Source organism: Pseudoalteromonas rubra (assembly GCF_005887115.1).
GTDB classification, from domain to species: domain Bacteria; phylum Pseudomonadota; class Gammaproteobacteria; order Enterobacterales; family Alteromonadaceae; genus Pseudoalteromonas; species Pseudoalteromonas rubra_F.
In genome coordinates this window covers 1-17,363 of sequence record NZ_PNCJ01000014.1, presented here as the reverse complement: position 1 = coordinate 17,363, position 17,363 = coordinate 1, and the positions used below count along the sequence as shown (strand labels likewise).

Genomic DNA, 17,363 nt, shown 5'->3' with positions numbered 1-17,363 from the left:
TTCAGTAAAACACTTAACTCATACTCAAACAAATTTGGCCAGTTGTTGAGTAATCACTCACCAAAAAGCAATAATTTACAAAATTAAAACAGTAAAGCACGACAAAGCAAAACACATCGTTGATCTTTTGGTAACAAATAAATACATTACCAGCTCCTAAAAAAGGACCAAGAAGACAACAGGAAAATAACAATGAAAATAAAAACGCTCTCTATGGCCATACTGGCCCTCTCGGCACATACGGCACTGGCTCAAAGTCAGCAGGTGGATGAATATGGTCTGGTAATCGACGCATCTCATACCATTTCACTGTTTGGCAGCGAGCACAGTAACCACAAAACAACCGCTGAACGCCTGGTGACTCCATTAAAGCCAGGCTTTGCGCAGAACATGGTTACTACAAGTAGTAGCTACGGTAACACCTGGTATGTGCAATCTCTCGAAACTGTCCGTGTTTGTGAATGGTGGGATGGCGAGGACCCACGCGGTGTTGATTTACCAGAGATCATGGGCAATGAAACACAGGCCCTAAACACTCAGCCCGCTGCGGAAGGGTTTGTGGCTGCACCGCAGCGCACCTGCCGTCTGTGGACCGAATACCCAAGGCATTTCTATGGTACCGCTGATGTCTATATGGGTAATGACAATGTGCTGGATAAACCAGTCGTTGTCGTTCAGCCCTACCACGTAGATGTTGAAGGTTCGGCTTACACCAAACAAGCATTTTACGAAGACGTAAATCAGGGTGGCCTGATGAGTAGCCTTAGAAGGCAGGGATATGACGTGATCTTGTATCGCTACAGAAATCAGGACAATGGTATCGAGTTCAATGCTGATGGTGTGAAAAGATTACTCGACATTATCAACACCAAACCCGGTATCTCTTCAACCTCTTTCGTAGGCCTGTCTATGGGTGGGGTTGTTACTCGTTTTGCACTGCGTGAAATCGAAAAAACAGGGTCTCTGAACAAGGTTGCGACCTTTATTTCATTCGATGCTCCCCACTATGGTGCAAACTTCCCACGCTCCATATTAGACAACACAAACCGCTTACTTGATAAAGTCGACGTTGTTGCCTGTGGTGAAATACCTAAGTGCAGCTCTGCACGTAAAAAGCTTCGAGCGATTAAAGACCGACTGGAAACCAAAACCTTTAAAGAGCTGATTATCAACACGCCATCAGGCTCAAGTGAACGAAGCGCTCTGCTATCCAAACTGGCAAGCTTAGGGCACGTTCAGACAGTACCCACTCTGGCTATCACTAACGGCGCGCAAAGCCGAACACAGGGTGCACCGAGTTCAAAAATGACCTCACACTTTAAACTGCACCGCCCATGGTATCTGGGTGGCAGCAAATACTTCAAAGTCTATACTCAGCCAAGTGTCGACAATGTGGCAGGGGGCTATGCTGATTTCTACCAGGTATTCTCTGATCTCATCGAAGATCAACCACACCCAATCACTTCCTATGTAACTCTTGGGCAACAGCACTCGTTTGTTTCAACTCTCTCTGCACTTGCTGGCAGCGCCAACAACTGGGATGAAGTTGCGGCTTACCCAAGCTACAACGAACAACATATGACTCTGACCTACACCAAGGCACGAAAAATCCTGGATTGGTTAAACAGATATCAAAACTAACTTCAGAGCGATACGCTGTGTTGACCTAATTTGCTTAAGCTTCGGACTTAGTATGGTGATATACAGCGTGTCAAACTGAATACGAATAAGGCAGAGCACCCAGTGTTCTGCCTTTACACCATTATTCCACTGTGCAAACGACCTCCCCGGGCGGGTAGGCCACTCCCTGACTTCCCATTGCTATATTGACTCTGTCATCGCCGAACATATCCAAAACCATAAATCGGCTGAGACATCACCCTTACAGTAACAATAGGAAGGAACATCATATGAAATCACTTAAAGCACTGAGTGTTGCACTTGCCAGTGTTCTGGCCTACTCAGCCCCCGCCAGTGCCTACTGGACTGAGATCCTGGTATGTCCCAAGAAAAAGGTCACAGTCAATCATATCGCCTATCAATGTACCTACAGCGGCACCTTGCTGAGCACAATTAACCATTCTGATTCAATTCACACCAGCATTGGCCAATACGTCAATGGCAGAAACTGTAGCAGTCAAACTTTCATTGGAAACCACTACGAGCGAGGAGTGAGTTACTCCGGGTACTTATCGCTGACCGGTATCACCGACCTCAGTTACACCGAAGTGAAGTGGGTAGACGACCCGGCGAATTGTGAATTGAAAACCGTCTGGGTAGATGATATGGACAAAGAATGTATCCGTAACAACAATTGCCCGGGTGACTAATTTCAGCCCAGGCCTGCGGTAAGCGCGCTGTACTTTGCCCAACGTGATAGCCAGCAAAGGCTACGTTGTACTTGCACGCTTAATCAAAACCAACCGTGATTGCCCATCAAGGCCGCTGAATTAAAGCCAGGACAACCTGGCTTTTCATCTATCCCCCTGAAAGCGAACGCAGCTGCTTTATCCCTAAAAGTAACGCATATGGTATAGTTTATGAGTCGCAATGGCTTAAAAACTAAAAGGAATAACCAATGCCTGATTCCCACTCTCAGATCGCAGCACTGAAACAAGACGTTGACCAGATACTTAAAGGCCAGGCTGAGCTCCCAGGCTTTGAACCGCTAAAACAACTGCACGATAAACTGACCAATAAGCACCTGTTTGATCAGGCACGCCTGCTACTCTCATATGCCCTGAATGAACCACACACTTTTACGCCAGAGCAACAACTTACGCTGGGCCAGAAGCAGGTTATCGCCACCTATAAAGATAAAACCCTCAACCGCTCTATCCGCCTTGAGCAAGCTCGGGATTTACTGACTGAAATAGACCCCCCTGACAGCAGCGATAACAGTGAAACACTGGGCATTGCCGGCGCCATTCACAAACGGATATTTGAACGAGACAATGATGTCAGCCAGTTAGCACATGCCCGCGCCTATTACCAGCAAGGCTACCAGCTTAGCGCAGCCAAAGGCTGGTCGGATAAGGGTTATTGTGCAATTAATTTTGCGTATGTATTGGATCAACTGGCATTGATAGCGCAAAGCCCCATTGCGACGGACGCTCGGCACGCTTCTGACGGCGATATGGCAACCCAAGTACGAAAGGAGATCATTGCCCACCTGGTTGACGGTAAGCAAGTGCACGGCTATCCGATCATAGATTATAATGAGCAATCCCAAAACTGGTGGTTCTTGGTGACCCTTGCTGAGGCCTATCTGGGGTTGGGAGACTATGACAAAGCCTATACCCAGCTGCAAAAAGCCATCAACCTGGAAGCGATGCAAAGTTGGCAAAGGGAATCCGCGGCTAAGCAATTTGCCAGGCTTCTTCACCTGCGTAAAAATGGCAAAATAGTCAGACAGCAAAACCGCACTGTGGCGCAATCAGAGCAGCAAATGCATGACCTTTCCCAATCTGAGCTACGTCTGATTGCATTATTTTTTAATCCAGCCACAGCAGATACTCCTACTGAGCCTATGCCGCAAGTGACTGCTATTATGCAAGGGAAAACAGGCCTGGCCCTGTCCGGTGGTGGATTTAGAGCATCTCTTTATCATATTGGTGTGCTGGCCGCACTGGCTGAACAAGATCAGCTTCGCCATATCGAAGTCATCTCCTGTGTATCGGGGGGCTCAATCATAGGTATGCATTATTATCTGGCGCTCAAGGCATTGCTTGAAAGCAAGCCGGATAAGCAGATCAGCCAACAGGACTACATCAAGCTGGTCAATCAGATAGAAACGGACTTTCTTCGCGGCGTGCAGCGTAATATTCGCACCCGGGCGCTAAGGAACCCGTTGTCGTTACTCAAAATGGCATTCAAAGGCACTTACTCTCTCACCAAACGCATCGGCGAGCTTTATGTTCAGGAGTTATATAGCAGATTAGACACTGACAAACCTTTGCCAACGTTTATGGATCAACTGCCTATTTATCCATGCGTTGCTGAGAAGCAACAGGACATGGACTTTCACCCACAGCAAGGCAACTGGCAGCGCAGTGCTAAGGTACCGGTACTGGTGATCAATGCCACAACGGTTAATACAGGCCATAACTGGCAGTTTACCGCTACCTGGATGGGAGAGCCGCCTGAGGTAATAGACCAAAGGCACGATACCAACTACCGTTTACGACGCATGTATTATGACACGTCCAATCCCAATTTACGGGTGACTATAGGCGATGCGGTGGCTGCGTCTTCCTGTGTGCCCGGACTCTTTCCCCCTTTGCAACTGCAAACTTTGTACGAGGGAGAGCAGGTTACACTGGTAGACGGCGGCGTGTTTGACAATCAGGGAACCGCCAGCCTGCTCGAGCAAGACTGTGACAGCATACTCACCAGTGATGCGAGTGGCCAGCTGGAAGCACACACGCAACCCTCACAGGGGCGCTTTGCTACAACCATGCGCACCAGTGAAATCCTTCAGGCCCGGCTAAGATCCGCCCAACACAGAGAGTTAAAAGCCCGTACTCAATCGGGACAACTCAACAGCCTGATGTACATCCATCTGAAACAAGACCTGTGTAGCACAGATAAAGACTGGATTGGTGCGCCCTCTTCCTCACCTGCACAAACGCCAACCACGGCGACCGAGTATGGCATTCAGAGGGACTACCAGCAGGCCATTGCCAGTTTGAGAACCGATCTGGATTCATTTAGCGACAATGAAGCCTTTGCCCTGATGTACAGTGGATATTGCATGACCCGAACGCATTTTAAGCAATCCACAACCCCCACAGATAACCCCAACAAGTGGCGCTTCAAGGCCAGCTGTATTGCCAAAGATATGGTCCAACCTGAACCAAAGCCCGCGTTACTCAAACAACTGAAGGTTGGCAGCAAACTCTTTTTTAAAGCCTGGTATCTGAGCAAGCCCTTAAAGTACACGTTCGTATTCGTATTCCCACTGTGTATAGCATTACTAAGCTTTCCTACCCTGTTCAACTGGGTGAAAGAATGGCAACCTAGCTGGTTGTCGTCTTTGAAAGACGCAGCAAGCTTTCTGTTTTACGCTATACTCACAGGCGTCCTGGGGACCACAGCACTGACAATACTTCATTTATTGGTGTTTGATAGAGTATTTTTACGTAAGGGTCGTGACAGGCCGCGTGACAAGGATAGTACACAATGAACATGCCCCCCCTAACTAAAGAGCAATCTGCACGATTACTCGAACAGATCATTCACGAGTTGCAGGGCAAAGCCCGCCCCAAGTGCTGGATGAGTGCCTCAGCTCTAGCCAGAGTGCTCCTATCTGAATGGCCTGCTTTGACAGAAGCGCAACTGACAGCACAGATCAATACCCTGCTGCGCGAACATGCGAGCCAGGAAGGCAGAAAGTTGCGCTGGTGCTGGTACCCAAGCCCCAGAACGCTGGAAATGCTCTGGGGGCATATCAAGGTGGTTGGAGAAAAAGCAGTCCCCTCCTATGAATTACAAACACAGCCACTGTCGCCACTTGCAACCTGCCAGGCACTCCCTGACGATGCGCCAACATGGTTTATCTCCCATAACAGCCAGGATCAGGCACTTTGTGTTGCACTGTGTGAAGCGCTAGCCTCGGTGCAGGTCAATAGCTGGCTCTGTGAATTTGCCATTGCCTATCAGGAAAATATCTCGGATGCCATTGTGGATGGCCTGCAACGTGCTCACGGGGTATTACTGGTGTTGAGCGAGCGCTCACTCAAATCAACCTGGGTCAATAAAGAGTACCAACAGGTCAACGGACTCCCCTGTATTATTGTGATCCCTAAAGACGATAAATTACTCTCCGTGGAGACACAGCCACCACCGCGTACGTTTAAACAGCTCATTGAAATAAAACCTGAGTTGTTCACACAAGAACAATATGAATGTTGGTATCACCTTGGCTTCACTCAACAAACTGACCACCCGGTTTATTTCTGGGAAGAAGCTGGTAATAATCAGGCCCTGCTTGAAGTCATTAAAAATATCCCCAATAACAACAAATAAGCAAGCCAAACGCGCCACATTAACAGCTTAAAAAGGACAGCACTTTATGTCGAACGCACTGTGTTTTGTACTCATGCCATTTGGCATCAAATCGACCCAACAAGGTACCCGGGTAGATTTTGATGCGGTATACCAACAACTTATCAAGCCTGCCATTGAAGATGCGGGCATGCAGCCGATCCGCGCGGATGAAGAGAAGTACGGTGGGGTAATAGATAAGGCCATGTATGAGCGCCTGCTATTGTGTGACTATGCGGTGGCCGATCTGACGACAGCCAATGCCAATGTGTTTTACGAGCTGGGGATCCGCCATGCGCATCGCCGTGCCAGTACCACCTTGTTATTTGCGCAAAAATCAGACGACACCAGTTGTGCCAATTTGCCGTTTGATGTAAACAGCTTACGGGCATTGCCCTACCAGCTCGATAGCCATGGCAAGCCGCTTAATCCGGCACAAAACAAAGCAGCACTCGCCCAGCAATTGCAACACTGCCGGGCGCAGGCAAACGAAGATGTGAAAGACAGTCCGCTGTTTCAACTGCTACAGGACTACCCGGATATTCAGCATCGTAAAACAGACGTTTTTCGTGATCAGGCCCGCTACAGTGAATCACTTAAAGAAAAGTTTGCACAAGCCCGCGCTCTGAGTAACAAAGCACAGGCCGCAGAGCAGCTTAAACAATTGCAACACACATTTCCTAATCTGGCCGAGGTCGAGCCTGGTGTACTGATTGATCTGATGTTGTCTTATCGGGCTGTGGAAGCTTGGGATTGCATGATAAATCTGATTGAACACCTGCCGGAGCTGCTGGCACAAACAGTGATGGTGCAAGAACAATACGGCTTTGCCCTGAACCGTGATGGCGACAGCGACAAAGCAGAGCGGGTGTTAAAAGCGGTGATAAAACGCTACGGGCCATCCAGTGAAACCCTTGGAATTCTCGGGCGTGTATACAAAGATCGCTGGCAAGCAGCACAAAGTGCCGGCAAAGACATTCAGGCAAAACGCTTTTTAACGAAAGCTATCAATAGTTATCTCGATGGCTTTAACAGTGACTGGCGAGATGCCTACCCGGGCGTCAATGCTGTCACCCTTATGGAAGCCATGGATCCACCGGATCCCCGTCGCGATCAGCTTTTACCTGTAGTACGTTATGCGGTAGAGCGAAAAATTGAATCCGGCAGTGGCGACTTCTGGGACCATATGACCCTGGCAGAACTGGCCGTGATTGGCAGCGACCCCGGTGCGGCGCAAGCGCATCTGGATGACGCGATCAGTTGTGACTATGAAAACTGGAACCCCAAGAGTACGGCTAAAAATTTCGACATAATTTACCAAAAACGACACGCACAGGGTCAGCAAGTGGACTGGCTGAAGGAACTGGTTGAGCAGCTAAAAGTGCTTGACGTCTAGCGCACCGCTCACCGCTTTTTTGTAAGATAAAATCAGCTCAGGACTGCCAGTTCACGTTAGTTCGGCATCACTGACGCAGCAAGTAAAAGTTGCGTCAGTTATTTTTCTACCGATTACCCCAATTTGCTTAAATGAGTAAAATGGCTATTATCCAAACACACAGCGAAAGCACGCCCCCTGAGGCTTGCGGATATAAATAAGATCGCCACCATGACTGACCATGATCTGCCGCGACAGACTGAGACCTATGCCCGAGCCCTGTTGTTTGGTCGTAAAGAAAGGCACAAACATCATGTCAATGACGTGAGGCTCAACGCCTGGCCCGTTATCCTGGATCTCAACATACACTTGCTGCGCCTCGTTTTGCGCCAGTGTAAGCACGATAACCGGTGCCTCAATACTTTGAGGTTGCAATGCCTGACTTTGCTCAATCGCCTGGATTGCATTGGTAAACAGGTTGATCAGCACCTGTTCCACCTGGCCTGCGTCCAGCATCACCAGCAGATGAGTTGAGACCTCAAGCTCACAGCGGATCCCTGCTTGCTCCAGCTGGCGCTGATGGAGTGTCACTAACCGCTCTAATATCGGTGCCAATGCGGTGGCATTCAGACTGGGCCGCGGTAAGCTACTGATTGCTCTGAATCGGGTAATAAATTCACCAAGATGTTCGGTGCGTGCAGCCAGCGTATCCAGCGCCAAAAGCAGATCGTCTTTGTCATCTTCATCATCAAAACACAAACTCTCCGGTAATAACCCCCGGCAAGACTGCGCAATCGACGACAAAGGTGTGATGGAATTCGCGACTTCATGAGTCAACACCTGAGTCAGGCGTTTGTAGGCCTGCTGTTCCTTGTTGATCAAAGCATTGTGGATCGACGTCAGGGTGATCACCTTACGGATCTGCCCCTGGATCTGTGCCACGCTTATCTGTACTGACAGCGTATCCTGCTGCTCGCCGTGCTGCCAGGGCGCACTGCTTTTGAGATGCGTGTCACAGCTTAAGATTAGCTCGCCAAGATGCTCAAGCTCACTCACACTACTAATTGGCTTGCCCAGCAAACGCGACACCGCCGGGTTAGACTCTATCACCTGACCTTCACTGTCACAGACCAGTACAGCCAGATCAATATGCAGTAACAAGGCCTGAAAAAACTGCGCCTGTTGCTCAGCTTTAAAGCGTGCCGCCTGCAGGGTATGGCGGATCTCGTCATATTCCTGGTGTAACGGATGACTGGGACTCAGCCGCAATGAGCTGTCTCCATTGACCAATGCCCGGATCACCGCGGTGCTTTGCTTTTGCTGCTGCACAAACAAGGAAAACACCGCACCACCACACACCGCAATTATCAGCACCAGTAACAACCAGGTTGCGCTGATCCCGCTTTGCAGATAATGTCCGGTTGCAACACTGGCGAGCATGCACAACACACCCAGCTGTAAAGCGAGTAACCAACGCGGATGACGTTTCAGATAAGACATAGCCGCTCCCTACAGCCCATATTTTTCCAGCCGCCGATACATGGCTCCCCGGGTCAGCCCCAGCGCTTTGGCGGCATGACTGACATTACCCTGATAGTGTTTCAGGGCGGCGCGGATCGCTCTTTGCTCCAGTACTTCCAGATCAAAGGTATCGTAACTGGCACAGATCCTCTCGCCTGTATTTCCCTCAGGTGCAAGCGCCTGCGCGGTGGTGCCAACGACGGAGCTGACATCCAGCATGTCACCGTCGGATAAAATCACGGCGCGCTCTATGGCATGGGCCAGTTCCCGGACATTACCGGGCCAATGGTACGCACACAAAGCGGCCATATCTTGCGGTGCAATATCCAGCGAGCGCTTATATCTTTGCGCAAAATGCGTCAGATAATAGTTCACCAGCAAAGGAATATCCTCGCTGCGCTCACGCAATGGCGGTAAACGGATCTCCACCGTATTAATGCGGTACAATAAATCCTGCCTGAAACGCCCTTCATTGACTGCCTGCTGCAGGTTGTCGTTGGTTGCGCAGATCAGACGAATGTCCACCTCCACCGGTTTGGTGCCGCCCACCGGCGTAATACAGCGATTTTGCAGCGCCGCCAGCAGCGTTGCCTGATGCGTTAACGGCAAATTACCCAGCTCATCAAGAAACAGCGACCCACCACTGGCCAGCTCAAAGCGTCCAATCTTATCGGTTTTAGCATCGGTAAAAGCCCCTTTCTTATGACCAAACAGCTCACTTTCGAACAGGCTTTCGGAAATTGCCCCCATATCCAGGCTGATCATAGGCTGGGCTGCGCGCAAACTGGCACGGTGAATGGCATGCGCTGCCAGCTCTTTACCTGTACCACTTTCCCCGGTGATCAATATATTGGCATCAGACTGAGCGGCTTTGTCTATGGTAGCGAACACCTGCTGCATGGCCGCGCTCTGGCCCAGAAAGTCAAAAGCAGGACCCGTGGATGACTCACTCAAAGCCTGATTAAGCCCTTGTGTCTGACGGGTCAGCTTACCAAGCTGCTGTTTGTCTTTGGCATGGGCAAACGCCGCTGCGACCGCCCCTAACAGTTGCTCGTTTTGCCAGGGTTTGGCAATAAAATCTGCAGCCCCGGCCTTAATGGCATCCACCGCCAGCTGAATGTCGCCATAGGCAGTCATCAGCAGCACCACCATACTGGGATCCTGACTGATGATTTTCTTCAGCCAGTAAAACCCTTCCTGACCACTGATGGCATCGCGGTTAAAATTCATATCCAGCAGGATCACTTCAATGCCGTGGGCTTTGACTAGGTCTTCGATATCAAACGGGTTATCGGTGGTTTTAACCAGCTGATAGTGTTGTTTGAGCAGCAACCTCGCTGCAATCAGAATATCCGGATTGTCATCCACCACTAAAATGGCCCCGGGCTGTTTTGCGCTCACTGTCTGTCCCTGTTTTATTTTTTATGGGTGTATTAGCTTAGCTTACTTCGCAAGGATGTGTCCATTTATGGGCAGTTGCCCTGCCCACACTGTGCTATAAGCGGACACCTTCTCCCACAACACTAGCGAAAAACACACTAAGCAACTGTATTTTATAAACTTTTATTCTTGGCATGATGATTGATTTATTTAGCGCATCAGCCAACACAACATGGCTCAACACAGTCTGACAACGGGAGTTGCACATGGATAAAAAAATCGAACGCTCAGGACTAAAGAAGCATTTTAAAGCAGGCGTGGTTGCCGCTGTGTTAGCAACGACCATGGCGTATGCCTTTACTCATCAAGGCAGTAACGGACGCAGCCAGAATGTGCCACTGGACAGCCTGACCATCAGCACAGTAACACAGGGTCCGTTTATTGATGCATTGAGCCTGCGTGGTCAGGTGGTGCCAAAAACCACCATTTATCTGGATACTGTCTCCGGTGGCCGGGTCGAAGAGCGGCTGGTTGAACAGGGGGAGTATGTCGAGAAAGGCCAGCCGCTGGTGCGCCTGAGCAATACCAACCTGCAACTGGATGTGATGAGCCGCGAGGCCCAGGTGACTGAGCAACTCAACTTTTTACGTAACACACAAATGAACATGGAAACCAGCCGCCTGAATCTGCGCCGCGACCTGCTGGAAATTGAACGTCAGATCACCCACCTGAACAGGCGTTATACGCAGTCTGTGCTGCTTGCTAAAAAAGGCGTGCTGGCGCAGGACACACTCGACGAAATCAAAGATGATCTGGCCTACTACAAAGCACGCAAAGCGCTGACAAAGGAGCGCCAGAAGCAGGAAAATACCATTCGTGAAGTGCAAGTTGCCCAGCTGGAAGACAGCGCCGACATGCTGCAAAAAAACCTGCAATTTGCCCGTCATAATCTGGACAATCTGCTCGTCAAAGCCCCAGTCTCTGGCTATCTGAGTGAGCTGGATGTTGAAATGGGTGAATCCAAAGAACGTGGCGCACGACTGGGCCAGATAGATATGCCCAATGAATTCAAACTCATCGTCCGGCTGGATGAGTTTTATCTGAACCAGGTGCACACAGGTATGGCGGTGCAGGTATCACTGGGAACTGAGCAAGTCAGCGCAGAAGTCAGCAAAATCGACAGCCGGGTTACCAACGCGCAATTTCAGGTTGAGGTGGCACTGCCCGCCGGACTGCAAGAGATAAAACGGGGTCAGAACCTGGATGTGGCGCTGTTACTGGGAGATAGCAAAAATAACGCCCTGTTGATCAACCGCGGTGCCTTTTACACCAGCAGTGGCGGCAACTGGGTCTATGTGGTCTCAGGCGACACTGCCGTGCGCAAAGATGTCGTGCTGGGTAAGAAAAACCGTGACTACTTTGAAGTATTAGACGGACTGGCACCCGGCGATCAAGTGGTCACCTCGGGTTACGGCCACTTTGATAAAGCACAGACATTAAAACTGAACTAGCCCAAAAGCACAGAACAAGAATAACCGAATTGAGGAAGCAAAGATGATTAAACTGACGAACCTAAGCCGCGTATTTCGTACGGAAGATGTCGAAACCACCGCACTGAGTGACATTAACTTGCAGGTCAGTGAAGGAGAATTCCTGGCCATCATGGGCCCGTCGGGGTGCGGTAAATCAACGCTGCTTTCTATTCTGGGCATGCTCGACTCGCCAACCTCCGGCCGCTTTGAATTCGCCGGTACCGACATAGCCGGATACAGTGAAAAACGCCTCGCTGAACTGCGCAAAGCCTCCATCGGCTTTGTATTTCAGAGCTTTAACCTGATTGACGAGCTTACAGTATTCGAAAATGTTGAGCTGCCATTGCAGTACCAGAGCATCTCTAAAGCAGAACGCAAACAACGGGTTGAGGCAATTTTAAAACGGGTTGCCATTGACCATCGCGCCGACCACCTGCCGCAGCAATTATCGGGCGGTCAACAACAGCGGGTGGCGGTTGCCAGAGCCCTGGTGATCAACCCCAAACTGATCCTGGCAGATGAGCCAACGGGTAATCTCGACTCCAGAAACGGCGAAGAGGTGATGGCCATGTTACGCGAGCTAAACCGCGAAGGCACCACGGTCATTGTGGTGACCCACTCGGAAAAAGAAGGTGCTTATGCCGATCGTCTGGTGCGTCTGCTGGATGGTCAGATCATGCTGGATAAAGCCAACTGTGTTTCGCCAGCGGCTTAAACGAGCCCATCTCGTGATACCCAGAATAAGAAGGAAGTACCCGCAATGATAGTGAATTATTTTAAAACCACGCTCAGGGCCATACAAAACGATCCTCGTCATTTTGCCCTTAATCTGGCTGGCTTTAGTATCGGTCTGGCAGCGGCCATTATGGTGGCCTTATTCGCGGCATATGAGCTGTCTTTTGACAAACAACACCCCAACGCTGAGCGCGTTTACCGTGTTCATACCGATTATCGGGCATGGGGCCTGCAACTGATCGCAGCGTCTGATTCACAACATGCGCTGAACATGCAAAACCATGTCCAGGTTGAGGATGTCATGATGCTGGTTTCGACCGACAACCTGGCTTACTCTGCCGAGCCAATGGCACTGGACGTCAACGTGGCAGGGCAGCAAGTCCGTCTGAGCAAAGTGTACCTGGCCACAGCCAATCTGCCGGATTTCATCACGATGACAGTACTGCATGGCGATCTCAACAGCGCTCTAAGCCGACCGGGTCTGCTGGCCATCAGCCGACGCGAGGCAACTCGCCTGTTTGGCAGCGAAGACGCCGTAGGAAAAACCCTGTCGTACGAGCAAGGCCAATACGAAATAGCCGCCGTGTTTGAAGATTTACCGGACAACACCCACTTTGTGTTCGAAACCTTAACCGCTTTGCCCAAAGCCACCAAGATGCCATTCATTGGCTATGTGTATATGCGCCTGACTGAGGGTGCGGATGCCGCACTGCTGGCACAGCAGATGACGGATACCATGCGAGAGCAATCGACCGGCCGCCGCAAACTTCGTGCGCTGGAATTAAGTCGTCTGTCGGATCTTCACTTTAACAGCAGTGGTCCGTTTGAGATGAAACAAGGGGGCTCGCGCCTGGTGATGCAGGTCTGTATCGCACTGACGGTTTTGCTGCTGGTCATCGCCAGTGTGAACTTTATCAACCTCAACATTGCCGGTGCGGCAAAACGCGCCAAAGAAGTGGGGGTGCGCAAGGCGCTGGGTGCCAGTAAACCTCAGCTTATCACCCAGTTTTTAACCGAGTCTTTGTTTATTGTCATGATTGCAGCACTGGTTGCACTGGCCCTGGTGGAAATGATGATCCCCTATGCTAATCAGCTGCTGGAGCGCAGCCTGTCTTTGAGCTTCTCACCGGTGTTTTTGGTTGCTGTGATGGCAGTGGTTGCGCTGATCGGGGTGATATCAGGTTTATACCCGGCACTGTTTATTGCTTCTTTCAGTGCCAAACGCGTACTCAGTGGCGATCTGCAGCGGGGTAAAACCGCCATCTGGGTACGTAAACTCACGCTGGGCCTGCAAGGTGCCCTGTCTGTGGCGCTGATTGTCGCGGCGGCTGTGGTCTACAAACAAATGGCCTTAATCAATGATCTGCCCGTAGGGTATGCCAAGAATGACCGACTGATCATCAAAAACCTGCCTGCAGAAGCCATTTACCAGCAAGCCGAGCCTCATGTATTGCGGCGCCTGAAATCATTGCAAGGGGTCGCTCAGGTCACTCAGTCAGACACTTTACTGACCAATGATATGACTTCAGAGCTGTTTTTGGTGTTCCCGAACGGAGAGCGCCTTGAAGGCACGCAACCTACCATAGCCGCCGGCTTCCATGCCGTTGAGACGCTGGGGCTGGCGCTGGTCGCGGGGCGTGATTTTTCTCCTCAGTTTGCCGGAGACTGGATCCAAGTCAGCGATGACAACATCCGATCATTTTCCGTGTTGCTGTCACAAAGTCTGGCAAAACAAGCCGGATATGACGACCCTAGCGTGCTGCTTGGCCAGACCCTGAGCTCACATGATGGTAGCGCCCGTGCCACTGTGGTCGGCATTGTACAAGACATAAAAATCGGCTCAGCGCGTCAGCAACAATTGCCTGTTTTACTCACCGCAGGCGATATCAACGTGGCGATAGGCACTTTGGTCATAAAGCTGCATCCGGGGGCAAATAAAGCGCAAGTGATGCGCCAGGCCGAGCAAGTCATTCAAAATGAACTGGCCATGCCTGAGGTCGAGATCAGTCTGATTGAAGACGACTATCAGCGTGCCCATATCAACGAGTTCAGAATGCAGCAGCTGGTGTTGTTATTCAGTACGCTGTCCATTGTGTTGACCTGTATGGGGATTTTAGGACTGGCCTCGTTCGCCACTATTCGCCGCCAAAAAGAAGTAGCCGTACGCAAGGTGCTGGGCGCCTCACGTATCAGCATAGTCACGATTTTATCCAGGGAGTTCATCACCATTGTAGGCGCAGGCTCTTTGCTGGCGATCCCTGTGAGTTACTGGCTCATGAACCTCTGGCTGAACAACTTCAATGACCGTATTGAGCAAGCGACCTGGATGTATGCTGCTGCCACACTGGGTGTGCTGGCCATTACCTGGCTGACCGTCGCTTGTCTGGCCTTTAAAGCGGCTAGCACCCGTCCTTCGCTGATACTCAGATATGAGTAACCGCGCCCGTTAGTCACAACCAGGCGGCACCCTGTGTATTACGGGTGCCGCTTTTTCTTATTGTGATGCAAACAAGCGCTTTAATAACACTTCCCGTGCTGTGCGAGGCATTGCCATAGCTCGATCGATGTCGGCCTGTGTCAACACTCGGCCATGATGCGAAGACACATACTGAGCGACTTTTATGCCCTGCTGCGTGAGTCTGTCCACCAGAGCGTCGAGACGATAGTAGGTGTCGAGATCCGGCCAGCGAGCAGGCGAGTGCAGCGCATGCTCAAAGCTGCTGCCGAACATATCCTCCGTTAGCAGGATCTGCGATTCAGGCAGATACACTACTAGGTTATGCGCAGCATGGCTGTTGGGTACATCCAGCAGGCGAATTTTCCCCCCGGCCAAAGTGTAAGATGTAGGGATCGGCTCAATCTTAACCTGTGTGCCCAATTCATCGGCGACCGCATTTCTGTCTGCCGGATGCACCAGTAAAGTGGTATGTTCCGCTACTGTGTCTGCCAGCCCTCTCAGATGGTCGGTATGATGATGCGTGACAATATGGTATTTCACGGGTTTATCCAGCGATTTGCTTTGCCTTAATTCTGCCAGTGCTTTTGCCCAGGCTCCGGCCTGCTGGTTCATCTGCCAGGTCCCCGCCGACACCAGATACTCACCCGCATCAATGAATAATGTATATCCCCAGTCTTGCCCCACAAAGTACACGCCGTCTGCCAGTGTGCGTACTGTCAGTTTGGAGACATCATAAGGCCTGAGCTCAGGTGCTCGCTGATAACCGGCTGGAATATGAAACGACTGCTCGGCAGGTCGCGCCACCTTAACGGTGCGCGATTTACTGTGATACTGCGGCCCCTGTGCCGTGCTGACCAACACCTCAGACGCCCAGCGCACAGCCTGTGTGGTACGGTGCACCATAAAATCATAAAAGCGCTTTTGACCTTGCTGCTCAGTCATCATACGGCTTAATAAACCACTATGCTGATTCAGATAAAGCGTGTGCTTTGTCTCCGGGTTATTATCCAAAGGGGCTGTGATCACATCATGAGGCATACCCGCAATGTATGCCTCTCCCAGCCACTGGCTGGCTTGTTTATGCTGCGCCAGCTTACGAACGACCAGAGTGTCCAGCATGGCTTCAAACCCCAAAGTGGTATTGTCAAAAGTGATCCGTGAACCGGGCTGGTAGCGCTTAAGAGCATGGTCCACGCTTGTACCCTGGTCACTGATATACAGACGATGGAGCACTTCTGGCACATCGCTGCCATGACTGCCCACCCGCCTCGAGTTTGCCTGCTTAAAGACCTTACGCTTACCCGCAAAATCGATGCGGTAGTCGTTTTGCAGTTCACTCAGATAAGTGACCATAGAGCCCTGACGAGCATCACCACTGAGCCACTGCGAATAGTGAGAGAGGCGTTCATTGACCAGCAGCCCAGGCATTGTTAGCAAGTGCTCACCACCATAAGCCTGAACCGAACGCTCAATGATCTGAGCTTCGCGCGATTGCGCATGAGACAATGGACATACCCCCATCATGGCAATGGCAAAAATCAGCGCCAGAACGAATGGGTGCCCGGTTAAAAGTACCAGCCCTGGCTTAAGGCAGGCTGCCACATTGGCGAAATGCTTGAAGAAATGTCCAGCAGGATAAGTAAAGCGTTTGTTATTGTCATAGTACATAGGCTTAGCGCTCTGTTGTTTTTACTTGACGCCATTGAACGTAAACACGCAAAACAAGGCCACAAAGCCACCCTAATGAAAAGCTGATGAATTACTGAGGACTGCAAATTACCGTCTGGATTTTTAGTGAATACATATAACGAACTGAATTTATTGGATATATTTTATATATGCCGTTTTCTCAAAATCCATCTTCCCGCCTTTTTCTCCGTCACCCCGTGTGCCTTTCTCCAATATTCGTTGTCTCTTTCTCCGTCATCCCGGCCCCTTTCTCCGTCATCCCGGCCCTTCTCTCCGTCATCCCGGCCCTTCTCTCCGTCATCCCGGCCCCCGAGCCGGGATCTACTCACCAGCTACACAAAAGGTCAGTTCACTCAGATACATGCAGCCTCATATTACTTTCCTCAGCAGTTGAGCCGTGTTTTGGATGGTTCCCGGCTCGGGGGCCGGGATGACAAAGGGCTCGCAGGCCGGGATGACAGGGGGTACAGTCGAGATGAGGCGGCATAGCTGACAAAGGGAGCCCTGATCAGGGAGAGGCGGCACAGCCAGGTTATTTCACTCTGGCACATACAGCCTCGTATTACTTTCCTTAGCTGTTGAGCCGTGTTTTGGATGGTTCCCGGCTCGCAGGCCGGGATGACAGGGG

General features: G+C 50.7%; 11 protein-coding genes. 8 read left to right on the top strand and 3 right to left on the bottom strand.

The features are described 5' to 3' along the window. Nucleotides 1–192: 192 nt before the first annotated feature. The 5 genes from CWB98_RS09540 (at nt 193) to CWB98_RS09520 (ending at nt 7,441) form a co-directional block, all read left to right on the top strand. Entirely contained in the window at nt 193–1,641 is a 1,449-nt protein-coding gene (locus tag CWB98_RS09540; protein ID WP_138544668.1) for an esterase/lipase family protein, read from the top strand. Between the two features lie 269 nt (nt 1,642–1,910). Further along, on the top strand, nt 1,911–2,330 hold the full coding sequence (locus CWB98_RS09535) for a hypothetical protein (protein ID WP_138544667.1): 420 nt from the start codon (nt 1,911–1,913) through the stop codon (nt 2,328–2,330). A gap of 248 nt (nt 2,331–2,578) precedes the next feature. Further along, complete coding sequence (locus tag CWB98_RS09530) at nt 2,579–5,185, top strand: patatin-like phospholipase family protein (protein ID WP_138544666.1); 2,607 nt, start codon at nt 2,579–2,581, stop codon at nt 5,183–5,185. Next, a complete protein-coding gene (locus CWB98_RS09525) occupies nt 5,182–6,027 on the top strand; it encodes a toll/interleukin-1 receptor domain-containing protein (protein WP_138544665.1) in 846 nt (281 codons plus the stop codon). Before CWB98_RS09530 ends, CWB98_RS09525 begins: the two co-directional genes overlap by 4 nt. Nucleotides 6,028–6,073: 46 nt before the next feature. Beyond that, nucleotides 6,074–7,441: a TRAFs-binding domain-containing protein gene (locus CWB98_RS09520; protein WP_138544664.1), complete on the top strand. Its 1,368-nt coding sequence runs from the start codon at nt 6,074–6,076 to the stop codon at nt 7,439–7,441. A gap of 147 nt (nt 7,442–7,588) precedes the next feature. Here CWB98_RS09520 and CWB98_RS09515 read toward each other — a convergent pair whose 3' ends face one another. Both CWB98_RS09515 and CWB98_RS09510 read right to left on the bottom strand, forming a co-directional pair. Further along, nucleotides 7,589–8,920, bottom strand: a complete 1,332-nt coding sequence (locus CWB98_RS09515; protein ID WP_138544663.1) for a sensor histidine kinase — start codon at nt 8,918–8,920, stop codon at nt 7,589–7,591. Nucleotides 8,921–8,929: 9 nt separating this feature from the next. Beyond that, nucleotides 8,930–10,342 carry a sigma-54-dependent transcriptional regulator gene (locus CWB98_RS09510; RefSeq protein ID WP_138544662.1) on the bottom strand — a complete coding sequence of 471 codons (1,413 nt, stop codon included), beginning with the start codon at nt 10,340–10,342 and terminating at the stop codon, nt 8,930–8,932. Nucleotides 10,343–10,587: 245 nt separating this feature from the next. Between CWB98_RS09510 and CWB98_RS09505 the strand changes: the two genes are divergently transcribed. From CWB98_RS09505 to CWB98_RS09495, 3 genes are read left to right on the top strand one after another with little or no spacing between them, the layout of a single operon-like run. After that, entirely contained in the window at nt 10,588–11,832 is a 1,245-nt protein-coding gene (locus CWB98_RS09505; protein WP_138544661.1) for an efflux RND transporter periplasmic adaptor subunit, read from the top strand. Between the two features lie 43 nt (nt 11,833–11,875). Beyond that, nucleotides 11,876–12,568 carry an ABC transporter ATP-binding protein gene (locus CWB98_RS09500; protein ID WP_138544660.1) on the top strand — a complete coding sequence of 231 codons (693 nt, stop codon included), beginning with the start codon at nt 11,876–11,878 and terminating at the stop codon, nt 12,566–12,568. A 45-nt stretch (nt 12,569–12,613) separates the two neighbouring features. Next, nucleotides 12,614–15,025, top strand: coding sequence for an ABC transporter permease (locus CWB98_RS09495; RefSeq protein ID WP_138544659.1), 2,412 nt, complete (start codon nt 12,614–12,616; stop codon nt 15,023–15,025). 57 nt (nt 15,026–15,082) lie between these two features. Here CWB98_RS09495 and CWB98_RS09490 read toward each other — a convergent pair whose 3' ends face one another. Further along, complete coding sequence (locus CWB98_RS09490) at nt 15,083–16,714, bottom strand: MBL fold metallo-hydrolase (protein ID WP_138544658.1); 1,632 nt, start codon at nt 16,712–16,714, stop codon at nt 15,083–15,085. Nucleotides 16,715–17,363 lie beyond the last annotated feature (649 nt).